We start from the raw sequence: 16,637 nt of genomic DNA, 5'->3' as shown, positions 1-16,637 counted from the left end.
AATCGAAGCTGAATACAGCCTTGCCCGCTCCGGCACGCCGAGGCGGTCGGAGCACCGATGCGGATGCCGTGCGAACACGAGTAGTTGGATGTCTGCTGTAGGCCGTGGGCCTACAGCAGACATCCCTTTTGTCAAGACGAAAAAACAAGATTACCTGCAGAAATGCTCCGACTAGGAAGTTGAACTATCTGCCTTCTGGAGTTTGGGCCTCAAGACTTTTACAGCTCATGCCCACCTTCATTGGCAATGAACCGGCTCCGAAAAGCCGCCTTCAAATCGGATAGCAGATCGTCCCATTGGGACAGATTCCCAATGGGACGATTCTTTGCAAACAGCTTGCGGCTACACAAACCCTATCCAGATCAAGCCAAGCGGAGCCGCTCAACCCGGGAACCCTAGCGCCTCATCATTAATTTCTTGACCTTGGAGAGGATGCCGGCCGTCACCTTCCCCGCGGGAAGCTCCAGCCAACTGCCTTTCGCGCTGGAAAGCTGGCGGACGCAACGCCTGTCCGAGAAGAATTTTTCAAGACGGGTGCACACATCAGCTCAACCCTCTTCGCGCATCGACTCGTCTCCGAAGATGTCCTTGGCCGTGCAGGAGCCCAGAACCCCGACGCCGATTCCTTTGATTCGAAGGCGATAATAAATGACGAACACGTCTCTATGCCGCATCGATCCGGCGCCGAAGCGCAGCAGAGACCGCATCTTCTCGGCAACCGTCTACTCATCGCTGTTTGGAACGCCCTTGACCGACCCTTTGAGACGTTGGAAGCCCGCATGGCCGCTCGCATGCCTGCTCCGTAGAATCATATAGCTGGTCCGCATTTCCACGGAGCAGGCATGCATCCAGCCGAAAAGAAAGCGACGCAAAAGAGAGCCAACGCGCAGCCAAACCCCTATCCCGACAAGCTCACAAACGCTGTCAAAAGCTTTACGAATGCGTTAAGGTTTTGACATGGCACATTTCGATGACATATACGACATCGCAGCCGACGGGCACGGGATAATCACCGCCGCGCAGGCTCGAGAAGCCGGCGCGGCGCCCAGCGAGCTCAACCGCTGGTGCGCCGACGGCAGGCTCCTGCGGCGCGGCCACGGCGTGTACAAGCTCGCGCGCTGGGTGCCCACGCCATACGACGCCTACGCCGAGGCCGTAGCGCTCGTGGGCGACGGGGCCTACCTGCATGGCGAGTCCGTGCTCGCCACCAAGTAATTCAGGTGACCGCGAACTGACCGTAGCCAACCGCGAGCCGACCGCCCCCAACCGGCAACCACGCGAGAAACGAGGGCAATTCATGGAGTCAAAATACGAGGAGATGGCCCGGCAGATGAGGGCCGACGACGTAAGCGAGGAGATGATCGCCAGGTTCGTCGCCGAGGAGATGGAGGAAGACGAGTTCCGCCGCGGCAAGGGCGTCACGGAGATCGAGGCGTTGCGGGAGTGGAGGAGGATCCCCGAGCACATCCGCAAGCTGCTGCTCGCCAACGCGTTCTGCCATAACTGCGGCACGGCGGAGTTCGCGCCCGGCTACACGCTGCGCATGCGTCACGGCCGCGTGCTCGTCGAGGGCCGGTGCGCGGAATGCGGAGCTGAGGTAGCAAGGCTCTGCGATTAGCCGTTCACGGAATCCTGCAGGGAATAGGTAGCCGCTGGATGAGCAGCGCTCCCGTGAACCGGGGCGCCCCAACCGCCGGACCAAACCCTTTAACGAGAAAGTCCGCCATTATCGCAGCGCCACTATACTAAAACGCAAACTCTCAATGAAAACGCGCGAAGTCGGCACACTCGTATTTCGCGTATCTGTCGAGCGCATACTCTTCCCGCTTCCCTTTTGCCTTGTTCATCTTGTAGCCGTTGAACTTGATGCTCCTTTTGCCCGCGTTTCTCCCCGACGGGATGGGCCTGATCTCGCTCAGGAATTCCTCAGAGGACATGATCCACATCTTGTCTAGGCGCTCTGAAACGAACACGAAGTAGTAGTTTGGGCGCGGCTCGTGGGATATGAAGGCGAACATGGCGCCGTCTCCCATCTTGACCTCTTTCGAGCGCGCCTTGATCCGGACCTCGACGAAGGTGCCGTCGCCCTTCTTCACCACGCAGTCGACGCCATGGTCGTCGACCAAGGGAACGTAGCCGTCCAGCCCCTCCATCAGCATCTTGCCGATGATGCGGTACTCCATCCGCTTGCCAAAACCAGCAGAGTGCCTGAACGAGAAGCCCATGGCTTGCCTTCTTTCGAAAAAACGGCTAAATAATCCGAGGGTAAAAAATATCTTAACCGCTCGAAGGTACCCTATCCGCAAAAACAAAAGGAATTAGTTGCAAAGGTAGGCTATTACCCTACAATTGAGACATGAAAAGAAACGACCACATATCGTCCATCGCCGAGCTTTCCGAGTCGGAAGGTGTGTTCACGACGGCGCAGGCAGCCAGGATGGGCATACCCCGCGACGCCCTCCACGACGGCGCGCGCGCCGGACGCCTGGAGCGCGTCGCACGCGGCGCCTACCGCCTAGTCGGCTCGGGTTCCGAGCCGACCGACGAGCTCGCGGCAATTTGGAAGCTCACGGCCCCTGCCGAGCTCACGCACGAGAGGGCGCATGCCGGGGCGTGGGACGGCATCGCCGTAGGCGGCGCCACCGCCGCATCGCTGCTCGGCATCGGCGACTTCTACCTCAGCCCGTACCACATCTACGCCCCCAGGCGCATCAACTCCAGGAACAAGGACGCGAGCTTCGCGGTGCGCAAAATCGCACGGGACGAGGTGTCATTCGAAAGCGGCCTGCCCGTCACCGTACCGGAGAGGACGATATTCGACCTCGTGGCGGACGACGAGGATCGCTCGCTCGTGGCGGACGCGCTGCGAGACGCGTGCAGCGGGCGCAGGCCGTTCGACCTCGACAAGCTGGAAGCGCTGCTCGCGTCGAGATACGGCCGGCGCAAGGGGGAAAGGACGCTCGCATCGCTGCTGGCAGACGCGGGCATGGCAGGAAGGGGGCCGCAAGCATGACATACAAATCAGCTGCAGCGCTGGAGATGGCCGTCAAGGAGGCCGCGAAAGCCTCGCCGCAGGACACCGGCCGCGCCATAGCGGGCTTCTACTTCCACAGGCTGCTGTGCCGGGTCTTCGCCGACGGCAACAAGTCCTTCGTGCTCAAGGGCGGACGCAGCGTGCTCGCACGCACGCTCGACGGCAGGGCGACGCGCGACATCGACCTGCTCTCGACGCTCGACAGCATAGAAGGCGCGCTTGCCGACCTGCGAAGGCTCGCGCAGCGCGACCTGGGCGACTTCGTCGTCTTCGAGTACGCGGGCGCCGAGCCTATCAAGCCCGATGACGAGTATCGCAGCGGCCTGTCGGTGCGGTTCATCCCGATGCTGGGCGCAAAGCGCATGCAGGCAATAGCCATCGACCTGGTGATCGACGAGGTGCCGCTCGAAGGCGCCGAGGCCGTTTCACCGGCCGACAGGATAGACGTCAAGGGTCTCGATACATGCGACTACCTAGTCTATCCGGTCGGCGCAGCGCTCGCGGACAAGTTCTGCGCGCTCGCCGAGCGCCACAACGGCCGGGCGTCCTCCAGGGTCAAGGACCTCGTGGACATCGTTGTCTACACTCTGACGTGCGACATCGACGGCACCGACTTACAGGCGCGCCTGCGCCGCGAGATGGCTGTCAGGAAAATCGGGCCGATAGAGTCGTTTGCGATTCCGCAAGAATGGGCCAATCCCCAAGCCCGCCAATTCGCAAAGCTCTGCGCGCAAACTGGAATCCCCACGCGCCTGCACGACATCGGCGAGGCGTCGAAGCTCGCGGCATCGCTGCTCGACCCTGCGTTGGAGCAGCGATGCGGAGGGCTATGCTGGGACCACGAAAGCCTGAACTGGGAGGAGTAGCTCAGAGCGAGTATCAATGAGACAGAAAACGCCCGGCGAAACGGGCTGCGTCGTATCGCGGCATCGCCCAGGCGCTCTTCCGCTCGGAAATGATCGAGCGCTACGGCACGGGCATCCCGCGCATCAAGAGAGACTGCAATGCTGCCGGGGTGAAATTCGGATACAGGCAGACCGTCAACACCACCATCATCCACTTCGACCGCCCAGGCGAGCAGGTCACCCACACGGACGAAGGCGGCAACCCCGTTCCCGTACCTGCTGACGCGGGGGCCGGAAAGCAAGGCAAGGGCAGCCGAGCCGAACCGTCGCGTCAGCTCGATGAGAACGAGAAAAACGCCGTCGACGCGGCGCATGAGCAAGGCAGGGCCTCCGTCAAGAACTTGGCCGAAAGCGCCGGGATCGGACGCGATTCCGGCGCCAATAATCCGCCTAAAACGGTGATTCAGCTTAGACAGTCGATCTCAGATTTTGCATCTGGCCACTTTCTTCCATTCGGCCGGGAAGCCCATGGCCTCAAGAACGCGCCCCGCTCCCTTCGATGTCGCATAGCAACAGGCGTCAAGATACTTGCCTTGGGACTCGCCATATGCAGCGCATCGAGCATTATCTCCCTGAGCTCGGCGTCGAGCTCGTAAAGCGCCACTCCGAAAAACTGCCTCCAGATCGGATAAAGAATCGTCCCATTGGGGCAAGTTCCCAATGGGACGATTCTTCGCATCAGCGTCGACGCATACATAAATCTAACCATCGAAAACGATGCGGACCCCCACAGCTGCCACACATACCCGTCCAGTCCAATATTCGCAAAATCACGCCTATAGGCAGGAGGCGCCGACGCCTCCCCCGTTCCTTCCTCGCCGAGGGGCCGAGGGCTAGTCGAGCCTTATCGGCCTCTCGGGCCTCTTCCTCCCCGAACAGTACGGGCAGTAGCCCGGCCTGGCCCTCACCCTGTCGCGGACGGCCATCTGGCAGACGTGGCCGCACCCGCCGCGCCACCATGCGGGCTTGCGGCTTACGGCCTGCACGCCGGTGGGCTTCAAGCGCTTGTTCATGCGCGGGTGCCACATGGCCGCTATGCTGGGATGCGTGGTGGCCAGGTCGTTGTAGCCGGCGAGCACCTTGCGCCCCGAGCAGTACGGGCAGCCCGGGTCCGCCTTGCCCTTGCGCGCTCGGTTCGCTATGAGGCCGGACCACTCGTGGCCCTCCTTGCGCTTCCACCAGACGCGCTTGTTGGAGTGTGGGTGGTAACTTAGAAATGAACATATGGGACTGCGGTGGAAATCCTGGACCGTTTCGGGTTAGGCGATTTTGAGTGGGAAGGAGAAACTGGACTTTCTTTTAAGGATCCTCAAGCGTGTTGCCGCTCGTATTCCATTGGAGACATGCAGTCCAGGGTGGAATGCATGCGCGCCCTATTGCAATAGAGCTCTATGTGTTTGAAGATGTCCTGCTCTGCCTCGTCCCTCGTCCCATAGCTCCTCTCGTCCGCCGATTCCCTTTTCAGCGTCTTGAAGAACGACTCGGCCACCGCGTTGCCCAGCGGCGTGCCGGGCCTTGATACCGACCGGACCATGCCATGCGAGTCCAGGCATCTCTGGAAGGAACGGGAGGCGTGCTGCGCGCCTTGGTCGTCATGGAAGACGAGGCCGCCGTCGTCTGGCGGACCCTCCCTGCCAACCGCCCGCCCTATCGCGTCGATCGCGACCTTCCCGGTGATGCGCTCGGACATCGACCGGCCCACGACCTTGCGGGAGAAGGCGCCTGTCACGGCCGCGAGATAGAGCCGCCCTTCGCTTGCGGGCATGTAGGCGATGCCGCCCACCCAAGGCCTGTTGCGCCCGCCCGCGGAGAAAGCGCGCTCTGCCAGGTTCAGCCGAGGGTCTCCCGGCTCGACCTTCTTCTGGATGCGGTGTTTTCGGGTCGCGCCCCTTCCGGCAAGCCCGAGCTTCCGCATGGTGCGGAGCGCGCGCTTCTCGCTCACGGCGATGCCGCTTTTCGCAGTTCGCGGTTGATGCGCCGGTAGCCGTAGCGGCCCTTGTGCCGCTCGCTCTACCTGGGTGTTGGACTTCTTCCGGCCGAGATGCTCGTAGAAACCGGATTTCGAGACCTTCATCAGCCCGCATGCCTTCTTGATGGGGCCGATCTCGCCCCTATGCCCTTCGAGGAACCCGCGCCTCGCGCATGGTCTTGACTCAAGGAGGCCCAGAAATTTTTTAGCATCTCGTTCTCGCGCCCGGGCTCCTCGACCTTCTTCTCGAGCTTCACGATCTCGTAGTCCTTGTTGATCTTCGGAGATCCGTTTCCGGGGAACGCGTCGTCTCCCGTCTCCTCGTATTCGCAGGCCCATCGTCATAGCGTCGAGTCCTTTATCCCGAGCTCCTCCGATAGGTCTTTGACCGTCATTTCCCCGGACAGGACCGCCTTTGCCGCCGAGGCCTTGAACCGCTTGTCGTATCGCTTTCTTCTTTGGGTCATCTTGAACACTTCCCACTCTTAACTTGGTGCCCAATTCATCATACCTACTCCGCTTAAGCGTTGGATCTGCTGTTTTGAGACTCGATGAACAGGTTCCGCCCCGCGATATAGAGTCCTATCCTGTCGTTTTGCTGCCCTTGGAGGACGAGCTCAACGTCCTGGCTGACGGCATCAAGTATTTCAGCCATCTCGGCGAGCTAGTCCTGAATCGCCTTAAGCTACAGCACATTCATCGCTTCATGTGTGTCTACGCCCTACCCGGAGAGCTCCTCGCTGATGGATGGCTTCTTGCCGTAACGGTCGTCGGCATCCCTGATTTGAGCGTAGGACTGGCCGTCCTTGTCAGAGTCGAGCTTGATGATCCCCCTGTCGATGGCATCCTTCATTTCGTCTGTCATGTTCACGACGTAACGCGTCGTCTTCTCCGCCCCAACTCCAAGGTCTTTCGCAATGTCAGCCGCTACTGCCACATCGGTAATCTTCTCGATGATTGCCTCAGATTGCTGCTCATCTGCTTGAATTAGTTTCTTGAAGACGCTGATGGCGAAATCGTTTTTCCTGCAGGCAAGCGATCCGCCGGCCTTCTCAATCGCCTGCTGCCTTGTTGCTACCGCTCTATTTGTCATGGCATATCCCTGTCTACCTAGAGAGACCAGTTGCCCTCGATTTGAAGGCTCGAATTTGCATTAAGCTGAAACTGTCTCTTGAACCGGGCGAATCAATTCAAGATACCGGCGTCCGAGCGAGGTAATCGAATAAGAGTCAGAGGTGCTGATTCTTTGGAGCTTTGGGGGCTTGGGGATTTTGGGGTTCCTCTTGCCAAGCTGCGAAAGAAGCTCGCTGACTGCATTTTGAACAGCCTCGAGGTTCTTTTCCCGCTTCTCCTCGTTTTTGCTTTCGAGTAGGCCTAAGCGACATAGCTTTTCGCGAATGATTCTATACTCACTGCAGTCAATTCCTTCTTCCCGAATCAGCCTATCAAAGCTGTCGTCGGCCATATGCCCGGTAATGGGATTGTAGTAGTGAAGTTTAAGGGCGCGGATGTCGAGTCTATTGAGCCTCGACAGATCGTCGAACAGCGTTAGGACAAATGAGTCGCCCGCACTACCGTGCGCCATGCAGTTTATGAAGGCATTGACATTACGAGACACCTTTTCGGGCTCGTTCTCGTCGACCACGCTGTCAAGAAATGCATCCCTGTATGAGCCGTTTGTGTATTTGTCCCGAACAGTTGCTTCTAGGGAGTCCAATCTTTCGTTGACGATCTCGATATTGGAAGACAGCTTGTCGATCAGAATAATCAAGTTTCGCTCTGTTCGCCTCATGCGGCATCCGAAGACGAGGCCAAGGGCACCGGGAGCTACTGCGCCGACAACGCCGTCTGCGAGGATTGAGGCGGCACCCTGAAAGCCTGCGTCGTGAATTGCCGAGGCGAGCAATGGGAGGTTGTCTGCCGCTGTCTCCACAACGGCTTCTGCGCCAGTTGTGGCAAAATCGGCTGCAATGCCCTTTGCCTTTCTGCTATCCATTTTGCTCCTTAGTCAGGTGACGTAAAATTCTTTGCGCACTTTGAAAGCTGAACGCGTCCAGAAAAGAGAAAGGACATGGCGCATGCCGTCGGTATGATTTGGGTGTCGAATTCAATCATGCTAGGAGGCAGGCCGTGTCCGATTCAATCCTATCATTCGACAAGCAGACCGTGAAAGGCAAAATGCGCGAGCTGGTCAGGAAAACCATCGAGGAGACCATCAACGCCACAAGTCGAGTGCAACTTTCTCCTTCGGCAAAAGGTCATAGCCGCCCCTCACCTGTGCAAGCCCACTAAGACCAGGCGTCACCATGGTGCGATAGTGCCATCCGTGAATACGCTTCTCAAACTCGACACAGAAAGCTGGGCGCTCCGGACGGGGACCGATTAAGCTCATCCCTTTTGTCAAGACGAAAAAACAAGATTACCTGCAGAAATGCTCCGACCAGATAGCTGAACTATCTGTTTCCTGGAGTTTGAACCTCCAGACTTTTGCAGCTCATTTCGACCGTCATCGACGATGAACCGGCTCCGAAAAGCCACCTTCAAACCGGATAGCAAATCGTCCCATTGGGGCATTTTCCCAATGGGACGATTCTTCGCATCAACGTCGATGCATACACAAACCCAGCGATTTAGCGAAACGGCAGATCTGAACAAATCGCGAGGCTTTGAAGCATCGACGAGCAACACCGGCTTAGCTCGCAGCTAAGGACGCATGCCTCGACCGCCGCTATAATTCAAACGGATAACGGAATGGCACAGCGCATTGGAGTCATATGGCAAAGAAGAAGCAACCGCAAGCACAAACGCCGGAACTGTTCACCGTCTACTACATGAATCAAGACAAGGTTTTCGAGATGCGCATGCTCCTTGACAACCGGCTTCAAACGGGGCACACGGGAGAGCAAACGGGCTCGACATCGAGCGAAGCCAACATCAACGCCGAAGCCGGCGCAAAAGTCCCGTTCCTTACAGAGCTACAGGGCAACATCGAAGGAAAGATCGGCCACGAGAAGCAGACCAAAATGGTCGATACGCTGGAATACATCCACACAAAAAGCCGCATGCTCTCCGACATCATCGCCCGTTGCAGCGTCTTTGAAGGGAACTCGGCCAACGAAGGCGACCTCGTTTACATCGACGACGTCAATCTGGAGCTCCTCAACGAAGACGAGGTACGTGCGCTCGTCGCGATCATGACGGGGACGTTCGACGGCTTCACAGTTCCCGAGGCGGGCGGGCTCGATATCGGGCACATGTTCCAATCGATAGTAAAGGCGGGGGCGTCGTTCAAGCTGAGAGGCGAAGCCGGAGATGGCTGCGGCGGCCCCATCCTCCTGAAAATACCCATTGACAGCGGCAGCCTCTTCGAAAGCGGATACTCAATCGACGACCTGCTCATAGGCAAGGTTGGCGTCGTGGGGATCTGCAAGGGCAAGGTAAAAACGGACGATCTGCGCAGCTCATTCGATTACTTCCAGACCAAAGACAAGCAGCAGCCGAGCGAAGACGACGGCTTCATCGAGTGCATGGAAGACGTGGGCGCAGAACCCGAAGGCCCGCAAGACGAAGCCGTCGAAAAGCCCACCTACATCGACGTGCTCTCGATTATCCAGGCCGTAAAAGCAAAACCGGAAGCGTAGCCCATGCTCAAACTGACGACTTACAGACGCGGCCAATTCCCCGATCTCAAGGCGAAGCTTGAAGCAGACGGCTACACCTACGCGTCGGCAATGGAGCTGTGCAGCACGCAGAAGCTCGCCTCGCTGTGCAGCGAAGGCCCCGTCGCGCTCGACGTCTCGCCGCTGCTGCCGCTCCTCGATCCCGCCAGCCGCCTCAACGACACCGCATCCGTCACTGAGGTGCTGATGCACCAGCTTCCCGACGACACGCTGTTCGTGGCCGATGAGAACGCGACAGCGGGTCGTGAGTACGACATGCGCACGCTGTTCGACGAAATCGAGAAAGCCGAAATCGAAGGAGAGCCAGCCGAGGAAGCAATGCGGGTCGAGCGCGGAGCAAAGCTCCTCATAGACCTGAGCAACGAGAAGACCGACGAGCTCCTTGACGACTTCGACAGCAAACTCATCGGCCAGGCTCCGTTCAAAAAGGCGCTGCGCAAGCAGGTCGAAGCCTTCAGGCTGTTCAACTCCATCGGCGAGCAGCCGATACTATCCATGCTCCTGCTCGGCCCATCCGGCGTCGGCAAGACCGAGGCGGCCCGCATCCTCAGCGACCTGCTCGCACCTGGCCAGCCCCTTCCGAAGATTAACTTTGGCAACTACAGCAGTAAAGACTCCCTCAACTCGCTCATCGGAAGCCCGCGCGGCTATATCGGCAGCGAAGAGGGCGAGCTCACCCTAAAAATCGAGGCCAGCGAATCCGGGGTCATCCTCATAGACGAGTTCGAGAAGGCCAACCCAGCGGTTTGGAGCTTCTTCCTCGACCTGCTTGAGAGCGGACATTTCACCGACTCGCAAGGCGCGGTGCACGACCTCGACGGCTATGCCATCGTATTCACGTCCAACGCTCCAAAAGAAGAGGTGCGGGAGAAGTTCCCACCCGAACTCCTCTCCCGCTTCAGCCTCAAGGCAAGGTTTGCCCCTCTGAGCACAGAGGGCAAGCAGGCATTCGTGCGACGCTATATCGAAAACGTCGCGACGAAGTACCAACACACTCACAACACGCTTCCCCATCCCGACGATGTAGTAAACGCGGCATTGGAGGGGATCGACGTTTCGAAAGAAGAGAATATCCGAGTACTCAAGAATGAGGCCCGCAAATGGTTTGCCGACTACATAAATGAATGCGCCGATCTTTAAGCGCCATGCCGCGCTGTTTCTGCGACCCTCGGTCACGGATGACAGCAAGCCCAGCGAAAGCGCCGCTACCCAATCAACGTATTCCTGTCGCCGCATTCAGCAAAAGCGCCGACGCGCTCGGCATCGCCCCTCCCACGCCTAAGCCGAACGCCTCCATGCACCCGCAGCCCAAGCGGCCATCAAAAAATGCAGACCTCATAGCTGCCAGTACGTAGCTGGTCCTCATCTCTACGGGATAGGCTTACATTCAGCCGAAAAGAAAGCGACGCAAAAAGCTAACGCGCAGCCAAACCCCTATCCCGACAAGCTCACAAACGCTGTCAAAAGCTTTACGAATGTGTTAAGGTTTTGACATGGCACATTTCGATGACATATACGACATCGCAGCCGACGGGTACGGGATAATCACCGCCGCGCAGGCTCGAGAAGCCGGCGCGGCGCCCAGCGAGCTCAACCGCTGGTGCGCCGACGGCAGGCTCCTGCGGCGCGGCCACGGCGTGTACAAGCTCGCGCGCTGGGTGCCCACGCCATACGACGCCTACGCCGAGGCCGTAGCGCTCGTGGGCGACGGGGCCTACCTGCATGGCGAGTCCGTGCTCGCCATGCACGGCCTGGCGCTGGTCGACCCGCGCGCAATCGAGGTCGCAACGCCGAAACGGGTGCGGCGAAGGCTCCCCTCCTGGGTGGAGCCCGTGACCGCGCCCAAGGGCGAGCGCACCACGTCCTACGAAGGCATCCCCTCCCAGCGTGTGGCAGACGCCATAGAGTCCTGCGCCGGCTCGGTGATGCCCGCCCGACTCCTCGAGGCTGCCAAGCAGGCGCGCGGCGAGGGCCTGGTCGCCGCCAGCGAGTACGAAAGATTGGAAAGGGAGCTGGCATGACGCAGCCTAAAACACCCAACAGCAGAAGGAACCTAGACCTCGCCATAGACAGGCTTTGCGCGAAGACCGGCGACGAGCCTGGCCGTGTGAAACGCCTGCTGGCCACCGCGATAGTCGGACAGATGCTGCCCGACGGCGCCGCCAAGGGCGGCAACGCCCTCAAGATCCGCTTCGGCAAGGACTCCACGCGCTTCTCGCGCGACCTCGACACCGCGAGGGCCTCGTCGCTGGGCGAGTACGTATCGCGTCTAGAGGGCGCACTCGCCAAAGGCTGGTGCGGGTTCACCGGCACCGTCGCGCCCAAGGAGCCGCCGTCGCCCGAGGGCGTGCCCGCCGCATACGTCATGCAGCCGTTCGAGGTCAAGCTCTCCTACAACGGAAAATCGTGGATGACGCTACCGCTGGAGGTCGGGCACAACGAGATAGGGGACGCCGACGACCCCGACATGGTCTCCTCGCCCGAGGCCGCGGCCATCCTTGCCCAGCTCGGGTTTCCCGAGCCGGGACCCGTCCCATGCATGAGGCTCGAGCATCAGATAGCCCAGAAGTTGCACGCGGCCAGCAGCCCGGGCAGCGAGCGAGCACACGACCTGATAGACCTGCAGATAGCCGTCGCCGGCGGCAGCGTCGACTACGCAAGGACCCGCGAGGTGTGCGTCAGGCTCTTCGGTTACCGCCGCGAGCAGGCCTGGCCGCCTGCTATCGTCAAAGGCGAGGGATGGAACGAGCTGTACGGCTCGCAGGCCAAGGGCCTAGATGTCCTGCCGACCGCCGACGATGCCGTCGAGTGGACGAACGCCCTCGTGGCCAAGATCGACGCATCTGAGTAGAGGACACGGGGCGCAGCTTGCCTCATATCGCGCCTCAGCAGTGTCGGCTACTGCCTGGAGCTGTCGACCTACTGTACGCCTGCTGCCGGGTTGCAACCTATCGCTCCCCGGGCGGCGCGAACGGTGACGTTTGCAGGCATCCTAGATGCGAGGGACGTACGGACCGAAGGCATAAGGCACCGCCCGCCAACCAGCAAGATTGTCGAGGGCGCAGATACAAGGTCGGCGAATTGAACCCCTGCGGATGGGCGACGAAGAACACGAAAGGCCCTCATCATAAGCGTACCCGCCGCCCGATACCGACCAAGCAATTCAGATGACCGCAAGCTGACCGCCCCCAACCGGCAGCCACGCGAGAAACGAGGGCAATTCATGGGGTCAAAATACGAGGAGATGGCCCGGCAGATGAGGGCCGACGGCGTAAGCGAGAAGACGATCGCGAGGTTCGTCGCGGAGGAGATGGAGGAAGACGAGTTCCGCCGCGGCAAGGGCGTCACGGAGATCGAGGCGTTGCGGGAGTGGAGAAAGATCCCCGAGCAAATCCGCAAGCTTCTGCTCGCCAACGCGTTCTGCCACAACTGCGGCACGACGGAGTTCGCGCCCGGCTACACGCTGCGCATACGTCACGGCCGCGTGCTCGTTGAGGGTTGCTGCGCGAAATGCGGAGCCGAGGTAGCAAGGCTTTGCGATTAGCCGTTCACGGAATCCTGCCGGAGGTAGGTAACTGCTGGATGAGTAGTGCTCCCGGGAACCGAGGCGCCCCCGCTGGACCAGTCCCTTTAGCGAGAAAGTCCATCATTATCGCAGCGCTAGCCATGCCCATGGTCAAGAAGGATTCGAATGATTCCCCTTAAGGACGCACCCGAGCCAGACGAGCCCCAGTCTTGCGTCCAGCATAGCCCCAAAAACCACAACGCGTCTGCACCAAGGGCTTGACTGCTCGACTCCGTCGCCAATAATTTCCCGAAACCAGCAATTTGCTTTTAGGCGGGTCGATCCCGATTTTTATATCTGGCCATCTTCTTCCATTATGCGCTGCGCGCACATCGGTTTTGAACGTAGCCCGCAGGTGTTTTCAAACGATGCGGACCCCATAACCGCCATGCATAGCCGCCCAGTCCAATATTCGCAAAATCACGCCTATAGGCAGGAGGCGCCGATCCGCCTCCCTGTTCCTTCCTCGCCGAGGGGCCGAGGGCTAGTCGAGCCTTATCGGCCTCTCGGGCCTCTTTCTCCCTGAGCAGTACGGGCAGTAGCCCGGCTTGGCCCTCACCCTGTCGCGGACGGCCATCTGGTAGACGTGGCCGCACTTGCCGCGCCATCATACGAGCTTGCGGCTTATGACCTGCACGATGCTTAGGCCTGCCTAGCAGCCCGCGCTCGCTATAGCTCAAAGTCACTGCGCAAGAGACGTCAAGCCGTTTCCCCATATCGACTGCCCCGTCCAACTACGACCCAAGCGCGAAAAACCGGGAGCAGCTCGGAAGCGCTAAAAAAGATTTCCCTAACCAAGCGCCACCACCCGTCATCACATCCTTCCGCTATCCCGCTTCCAACGCGCGAGAAACCTGCTGGCATCTTCAGCAGAGACGCTATTCCTATCATCGTCTTCGCTCGCAACGCGGAAGGCGGCCGCGGCCAGCTGACAATCTTCCGACAACTCGAAGAAGCTGCCGTCCGCGCGCGCCCCAGCAAGAAGACCGTCGACTTTTGCGAGTTCGACCACCTTTGCGACATCAGCTTTATCAAATGTGAACCTCGTGACTTCGCCGCCACCCAGCGAGGTGTAGCGCCCCAGCCCGAACGAGAGGAAAGACGCACACCCCGCCCCGTCAGCATTGGCAATCCTCTTCGCATAAGCCATGAATTCATTGAGCTTATGCTTCTTTTGCAAAAACAAAGCATAGTGGCACCCATCGTCTAGGAACAAGTTCCTCGCGGCGGCGTCCTCGCCCACTTTGGCGCAAACGACATCGGAAAGCTCGAAAATGCTACATTCGGGCAGAAGCGTCTTGCAGCCGTCGTCTTCCGCGTCGTTCAGGCTGTTCAGCTGCCAGACTCCCATATCGCAAAGTCGGTCCAGGAGCTGTCCATACTGCTTGTCGAACGATTCCAGCGAGACCCACTGCTCAGTACCGTCCACAGCCTTGATAAGGGCGCTGACCACCTTCCTGCCTGCGTTGTCACAAGTCGAGTGCAACTTTCTCCTTCGGCAAAAGGTCATAGCCGCCCCTCACCTGTGCGAGCCCACTAAGACCAGGCGTCACCATGGTGCGATAATGCCAGCCGTGGATACGCTTCTCGAACTCGGCGCAAAACGCCGGGCGCTCCGGACGGGGACCGATTAAGCTCATCCCTTTTGTCAAGACGAAAAAAAGAAGATTACCTGCAGAAATGCTCCGACTAGACAGCTGAACTATCTGTTTCCTGGAGTTTGAGCCTCCGGACTTTTGCAACTTATTCCGACCGTCATTGGCGATGAGCCAGCTTCGAAAAGCCGCCTCTAAATCGGATAGCAAATCGTCCCATTGGGACAGATTCCCAATGGGACGATTCTTCGCATCAACGTCGACGCATATACAAACCCAGCGATGTTGCGAAACGGCAAATCCGAACAAATCGCGAGGGCTTAAAGCATCAACGAGCAATACCGGCGAGGCCGCAACGTCGAGGCCTCAAACCCGGCGAGGTATAATCCAAAACATCGAACGCAAAATAGGAAGGCAGCCCGAATGAACCTAGGCAGCGAGAGCGAGACCGTCGAGTTCAAGAAGTCGACAGGCGAGCACAAGGAGGCTCTGCAGGCCATGAGCGCCATGCTCAACAAGCACGGCCGCGGCGAGCTCTACTTCGGCGTCAAGGACAACGGCGGGGTCATAGGTCAAGACGTCACCGACGCCACCATCCGCCAAGTCGCGGGCTGGATTTCCGACAAAATTGAACCGTCCATATCCCCCGACCATAGAACACCTCGCCAGCGATAACGGCAAAACGTACATACACGTCGCGTTTTCGGGTATGGACGCACCCTATTCCGCGGACGGGCGGTACTTTACGCGCGTCGGCACGTCGAACAAGCAGATGGCCGCGTCAGAGCTGGCAACGATGATCGTCGAGCGCGACCGCGCACGCAACCCCTGGGACTCGCTGCCGTCCGGCAGAACTATCGACGACGTAGACGAGACGGCCGTGCGCGAGTTCGTCGAGATGGGCAAAACGACGGGCCGCATCGGAGACGGGCCGGCCGACGCAGCGAGCGTGCTCAAGCGACTCGGCATGATAGCCGCGAACGGCACGCTCACCAACGCCGGCGCCGTGATGTTCTGCCGCTCGCCGTTACAATACCCGAGGATGAAGCTAGGCCTGCTCGCCGGGAACGACAAGCTCGACATCTTCGACCTCCAACAGGAGGGCCTGCCGCTCATTCAACTGCTCAAAAAGGCAGAATTCTTCGTCATCTCCAACATCCGCCGCAGGTTCGTCTTCGGCGAGCCGGGAATGCAGAGGCTCGAGATCCCCGAGATACCCAGAGAAGCCGTGCGCGAGGCCATCGCAAACGCGCTGTGTCACCGCGACTACACCACGGGCACCGCCGTCGAGGTCAACGTCTACATGGACTTCGTCGAAGTGGTGAGCCCCGGGCTGTTCCCCGATGGCGACTCGCCGGAAAACCACCTGGAAGGAGGAGACGGCGGCCTCAAGCAGCGCAACCCGGGCATCGCGCAGGCACTCTTCCGCTCGGGCATGATCGAGCAGTACGGCACAGGCATCCCCCGCATCAAACGGTACTGCGACACCGAAGGCGTGAAGTTCAGCTACAAGCAGACCGTCAACACCACCGTTATCCGATTCAACCGTCCGGGTGCGCAGGTCATAGAAGAGCTCCCTTCCGGTGCGGAAAGCACCAAGAAGGCACCAGAGCTCGAAGGGGCATTCGACCTGGCTGAAGCAACTGCCATGAGAATCGCCCAAAAAAACGGTAAGGTGACGAAACGTGAGCTCATGGAAGAAGCCGGCGTAGGGCGAACTAAAGCGACGGGAACCCTGAAGAAGCTGGCCGAAAAGGGATCACTCGTGTGGGTCGGCAGAAACTCAAGGGACCCCTACCAGTACTACCGCCTCCCTGATGTCGACTAGGCGATTCAGCTGACCGCAGCTGACCGCGAACTGACCGCAGCTGACCGTTTTGCACACGAGG

The 16,637-nt window shown here is 59.5% G+C and carries 21 protein-coding genes and 2 pseudogenes; 13 read left to right on the top strand and 10 right to left on the bottom strand.

The window, feature by feature from the left end; genetic code table 11:
• Positions 1-957 precede the first annotated feature (957 nt).
• Positions 958-1,215, top strand: coding sequence for a type IV toxin-antitoxin system AbiEi family antitoxin domain-containing protein (locus Q0I65_RS03245; protein ID WP_296059744.1), 258 nt, complete (start codon positions 958-960; stop codon positions 1,213-1,215).
• A gap of 82 nt (positions 1,216-1,297) precedes the next feature.
• Positions 1,298-1,618 carry a hypothetical protein gene (locus Q0I65_RS03240; protein WP_296059743.1) on the top strand — a complete coding sequence of 107 codons (321 nt, stop codon included), beginning with the start codon at positions 1,298-1,300 and terminating at the stop codon, positions 1,616-1,618.
• Between the two features lie 142 nt (positions 1,619-1,760).
• Here Q0I65_RS03240 and Q0I65_RS03235 read toward each other — a convergent pair whose 3' ends face one another.
• Positions 1,761-2,225, bottom strand: coding sequence for a hypothetical protein (locus tag Q0I65_RS03235; protein ID WP_296059740.1), 465 nt, complete (start codon positions 2,223-2,225; stop codon positions 1,761-1,763).
• A 131-nt stretch (positions 2,226-2,356) separates the two neighbouring features.
• Between Q0I65_RS03235 and Q0I65_RS03230 the strand changes: the two genes are divergently transcribed.
• The 3 genes from Q0I65_RS03230 (at position 2,357) to Q0I65_RS03220 (ending at position 4,535) form a co-directional block, all read left to right on the top strand.
• Positions 2,357-3,013: a type IV toxin-antitoxin system AbiEi family antitoxin domain-containing protein gene (locus tag Q0I65_RS03230; RefSeq protein WP_296059739.1), complete on the top strand. Its 657-nt coding sequence runs from the start codon at positions 2,357-2,359 to the stop codon at positions 3,011-3,013.
• Positions 3,010-3,900, top strand: coding sequence for a nucleotidyl transferase AbiEii/AbiGii toxin family protein (locus Q0I65_RS03225; RefSeq protein WP_296059736.1), 891 nt, complete (start codon positions 3,010-3,012; stop codon positions 3,898-3,900). Before Q0I65_RS03230 ends, Q0I65_RS03225 begins: the two co-directional genes overlap by 4 nt.
• Before the next feature lie 89 nt (positions 3,901-3,989).
• Complete coding sequence (locus tag Q0I65_RS03220) at positions 3,990-4,535, top strand: hypothetical protein (protein WP_296059734.1); 546 nt, start codon at positions 3,990-3,992, stop codon at positions 4,533-4,535.
• A gap of 237 nt (positions 4,536-4,772) precedes the next feature.
• Here Q0I65_RS03220 and Q0I65_RS09685 read toward each other — a convergent pair.
• From Q0I65_RS09685 to Q0I65_RS03205, 5 genes and pseudogenes are all read right to left on the bottom strand, one after another.
• Positions 4,773-5,186: pseudogene (locus tag Q0I65_RS09685) on the bottom strand (zinc-ribbon domain-containing protein); the annotation flags it as partial.
• Positions 5,187-5,248: 62 nt separating this feature from the next.
• Complete coding sequence (locus tag Q0I65_RS03215; protein WP_296059868.1) at positions 5,249-6,247, bottom strand: IS3 family transposase; 999 nt, start codon at positions 6,245-6,247, stop codon at positions 5,249-5,251.
• Between the two features lie 2 nt (positions 6,248-6,249).
• Positions 6,250-6,375: a transposase gene (locus Q0I65_RS09680; protein ID WP_366513211.1), complete on the bottom strand. Its 126-nt coding sequence runs from the start codon at positions 6,373-6,375 to the stop codon at positions 6,250-6,252.
• A gap of 254 nt (positions 6,376-6,629) precedes the next feature.
• Positions 6,630-7,001 (bottom strand): hypothetical protein, encoded by a 372-nt coding sequence (locus Q0I65_RS03210; protein WP_296059731.1) that lies wholly within the window; start codon positions 6,999-7,001, stop codon positions 6,630-6,632.
• 60 nt (positions 7,002-7,061) lie between these two features.
• Entirely contained in the window at positions 7,062-7,904 is an 843-nt protein-coding gene (locus Q0I65_RS03205) for a hypothetical protein (protein ID WP_296059728.1), read from the bottom strand.
• A 134-nt stretch (positions 7,905-8,038) separates the two neighbouring features.
• Here Q0I65_RS03205 and Q0I65_RS03200 point away from each other — a divergent pair, with 134 nt between their 5' ends.
• Positions 8,039-8,200 carry a hypothetical protein gene (locus Q0I65_RS03200; RefSeq protein WP_296059725.1) on the top strand — a complete coding sequence of 54 codons (162 nt, stop codon included), beginning with the start codon at positions 8,039-8,041 and terminating at the stop codon, positions 8,198-8,200.
• On the opposite strand, the gene Q0I65_RS09675 is transcribed toward Q0I65_RS03200, so the two are convergent.
• Positions 8,124-8,300, bottom strand: coding sequence for a sugar transferase (locus Q0I65_RS09675; RefSeq protein WP_366513210.1), 177 nt, complete (start codon positions 8,298-8,300; stop codon positions 8,124-8,126). The two genes, Q0I65_RS03200 and Q0I65_RS09675, sit on opposite strands and share 77 nt — an antisense overlap.
• A 382-nt stretch (positions 8,301-8,682) precedes the next feature.
• Between Q0I65_RS09675 and Q0I65_RS03195 the strand changes: the two genes are divergently transcribed.
• From Q0I65_RS03195 to Q0I65_RS03175, 5 genes are all read left to right on the top strand, one after another.
• Positions 8,683-9,549: a hypothetical protein gene (locus Q0I65_RS03195; protein ID WP_296059723.1), complete on the top strand. Its 867-nt coding sequence runs from the start codon at positions 8,683-8,685 to the stop codon at positions 9,547-9,549.
• Between the two features lie 3 nt (positions 9,550-9,552).
• The gene (locus tag Q0I65_RS03190; RefSeq protein ID WP_296059720.1) at positions 9,553-10,728 is read left to right on the top strand and encodes an AAA family ATPase; all 1,176 of its coding nucleotides are present in this window, start codon (positions 9,553-9,555) and stop codon (positions 10,726-10,728) included.
• Between the two features lie 353 nt (positions 10,729-11,081).
• Positions 11,082-11,609 carry a type IV toxin-antitoxin system AbiEi family antitoxin domain-containing protein gene (locus tag Q0I65_RS03185; protein ID WP_296059718.1) on the top strand — a complete coding sequence of 176 codons (528 nt, stop codon included), beginning with the start codon at positions 11,082-11,084 and terminating at the stop codon, positions 11,607-11,609.
• Entirely contained in the window at positions 11,606-12,439 is an 834-nt protein-coding gene (locus Q0I65_RS03180; RefSeq protein ID WP_296059714.1) for a nucleotidyl transferase AbiEii/AbiGii toxin family protein, read from the top strand. The genes Q0I65_RS03185 and Q0I65_RS03180 overlap by 4 nt, the downstream gene beginning before the upstream one ends.
• 372 nt (positions 12,440-12,811) lie before the next feature.
• Complete coding sequence (locus tag Q0I65_RS03175) at positions 12,812-13,132, top strand: hypothetical protein (protein ID WP_296059711.1); 321 nt, start codon at positions 12,812-12,814, stop codon at positions 13,130-13,132.
• A 505-nt stretch (positions 13,133-13,637) separates the two neighbouring features.
• On the opposite strand, the pseudogene Q0I65_RS09670 reads toward Q0I65_RS03175, so the two are convergent.
• From Q0I65_RS09670 to Q0I65_RS03165, 3 genes and pseudogenes are all read right to left on the bottom strand, one after another.
• Positions 13,638-13,745: pseudogene (locus Q0I65_RS09670) on the bottom strand (hypothetical protein); the annotation flags it as partial.
• Between the two features lie 222 nt (positions 13,746-13,967).
• On the bottom strand, positions 13,968-14,606 hold the full coding sequence (locus Q0I65_RS03170; protein ID WP_296059709.1) for a hypothetical protein: 639 nt from the start codon (positions 14,604-14,606) through the stop codon (positions 13,968-13,970).
• A gap of 16 nt (positions 14,607-14,622) precedes the next feature.
• Positions 14,623-14,805 carry a sugar transferase gene (locus Q0I65_RS03165; protein ID WP_296059866.1) on the bottom strand — a complete coding sequence of 61 codons (183 nt, stop codon included), beginning with the start codon at positions 14,803-14,805 and terminating at the stop codon, positions 14,623-14,625.
• Positions 14,806-15,171: 366 nt separating this feature from the next.
• On the opposite strand from Q0I65_RS03165, the gene Q0I65_RS03160 reads away from it, so the two are divergent.
• Together Q0I65_RS03160 and Q0I65_RS03155 are read left to right on the top strand one after the other, a co-directional pair.
• Positions 15,172-15,423, top strand: a complete 252-nt coding sequence (locus Q0I65_RS03160; protein WP_296059707.1) for an ATP-binding protein — start codon at positions 15,172-15,174, stop codon at positions 15,421-15,423.
• 34 nt (positions 15,424-15,457) lie between these two features.
• A complete protein-coding gene (locus tag Q0I65_RS03155; RefSeq protein ID WP_296059704.1) occupies positions 15,458-16,576 on the top strand; it encodes an ATP-binding protein in 1,119 nt (372 codons plus the stop codon).
• Positions 16,577-16,637 lie beyond the last annotated feature (61 nt).

This window comes from uncultured Ellagibacter sp. (assembly GCF_934643285.1).
Lineage (GTDB): Bacteria > Actinomycetota > Coriobacteriia > Coriobacteriales > Eggerthellaceae > Ellagibacter.
The sequence above is the reverse complement of the archived record's forward strand: the minus strand, read 5'-3'. Positions and strand labels throughout refer to the sequence as shown.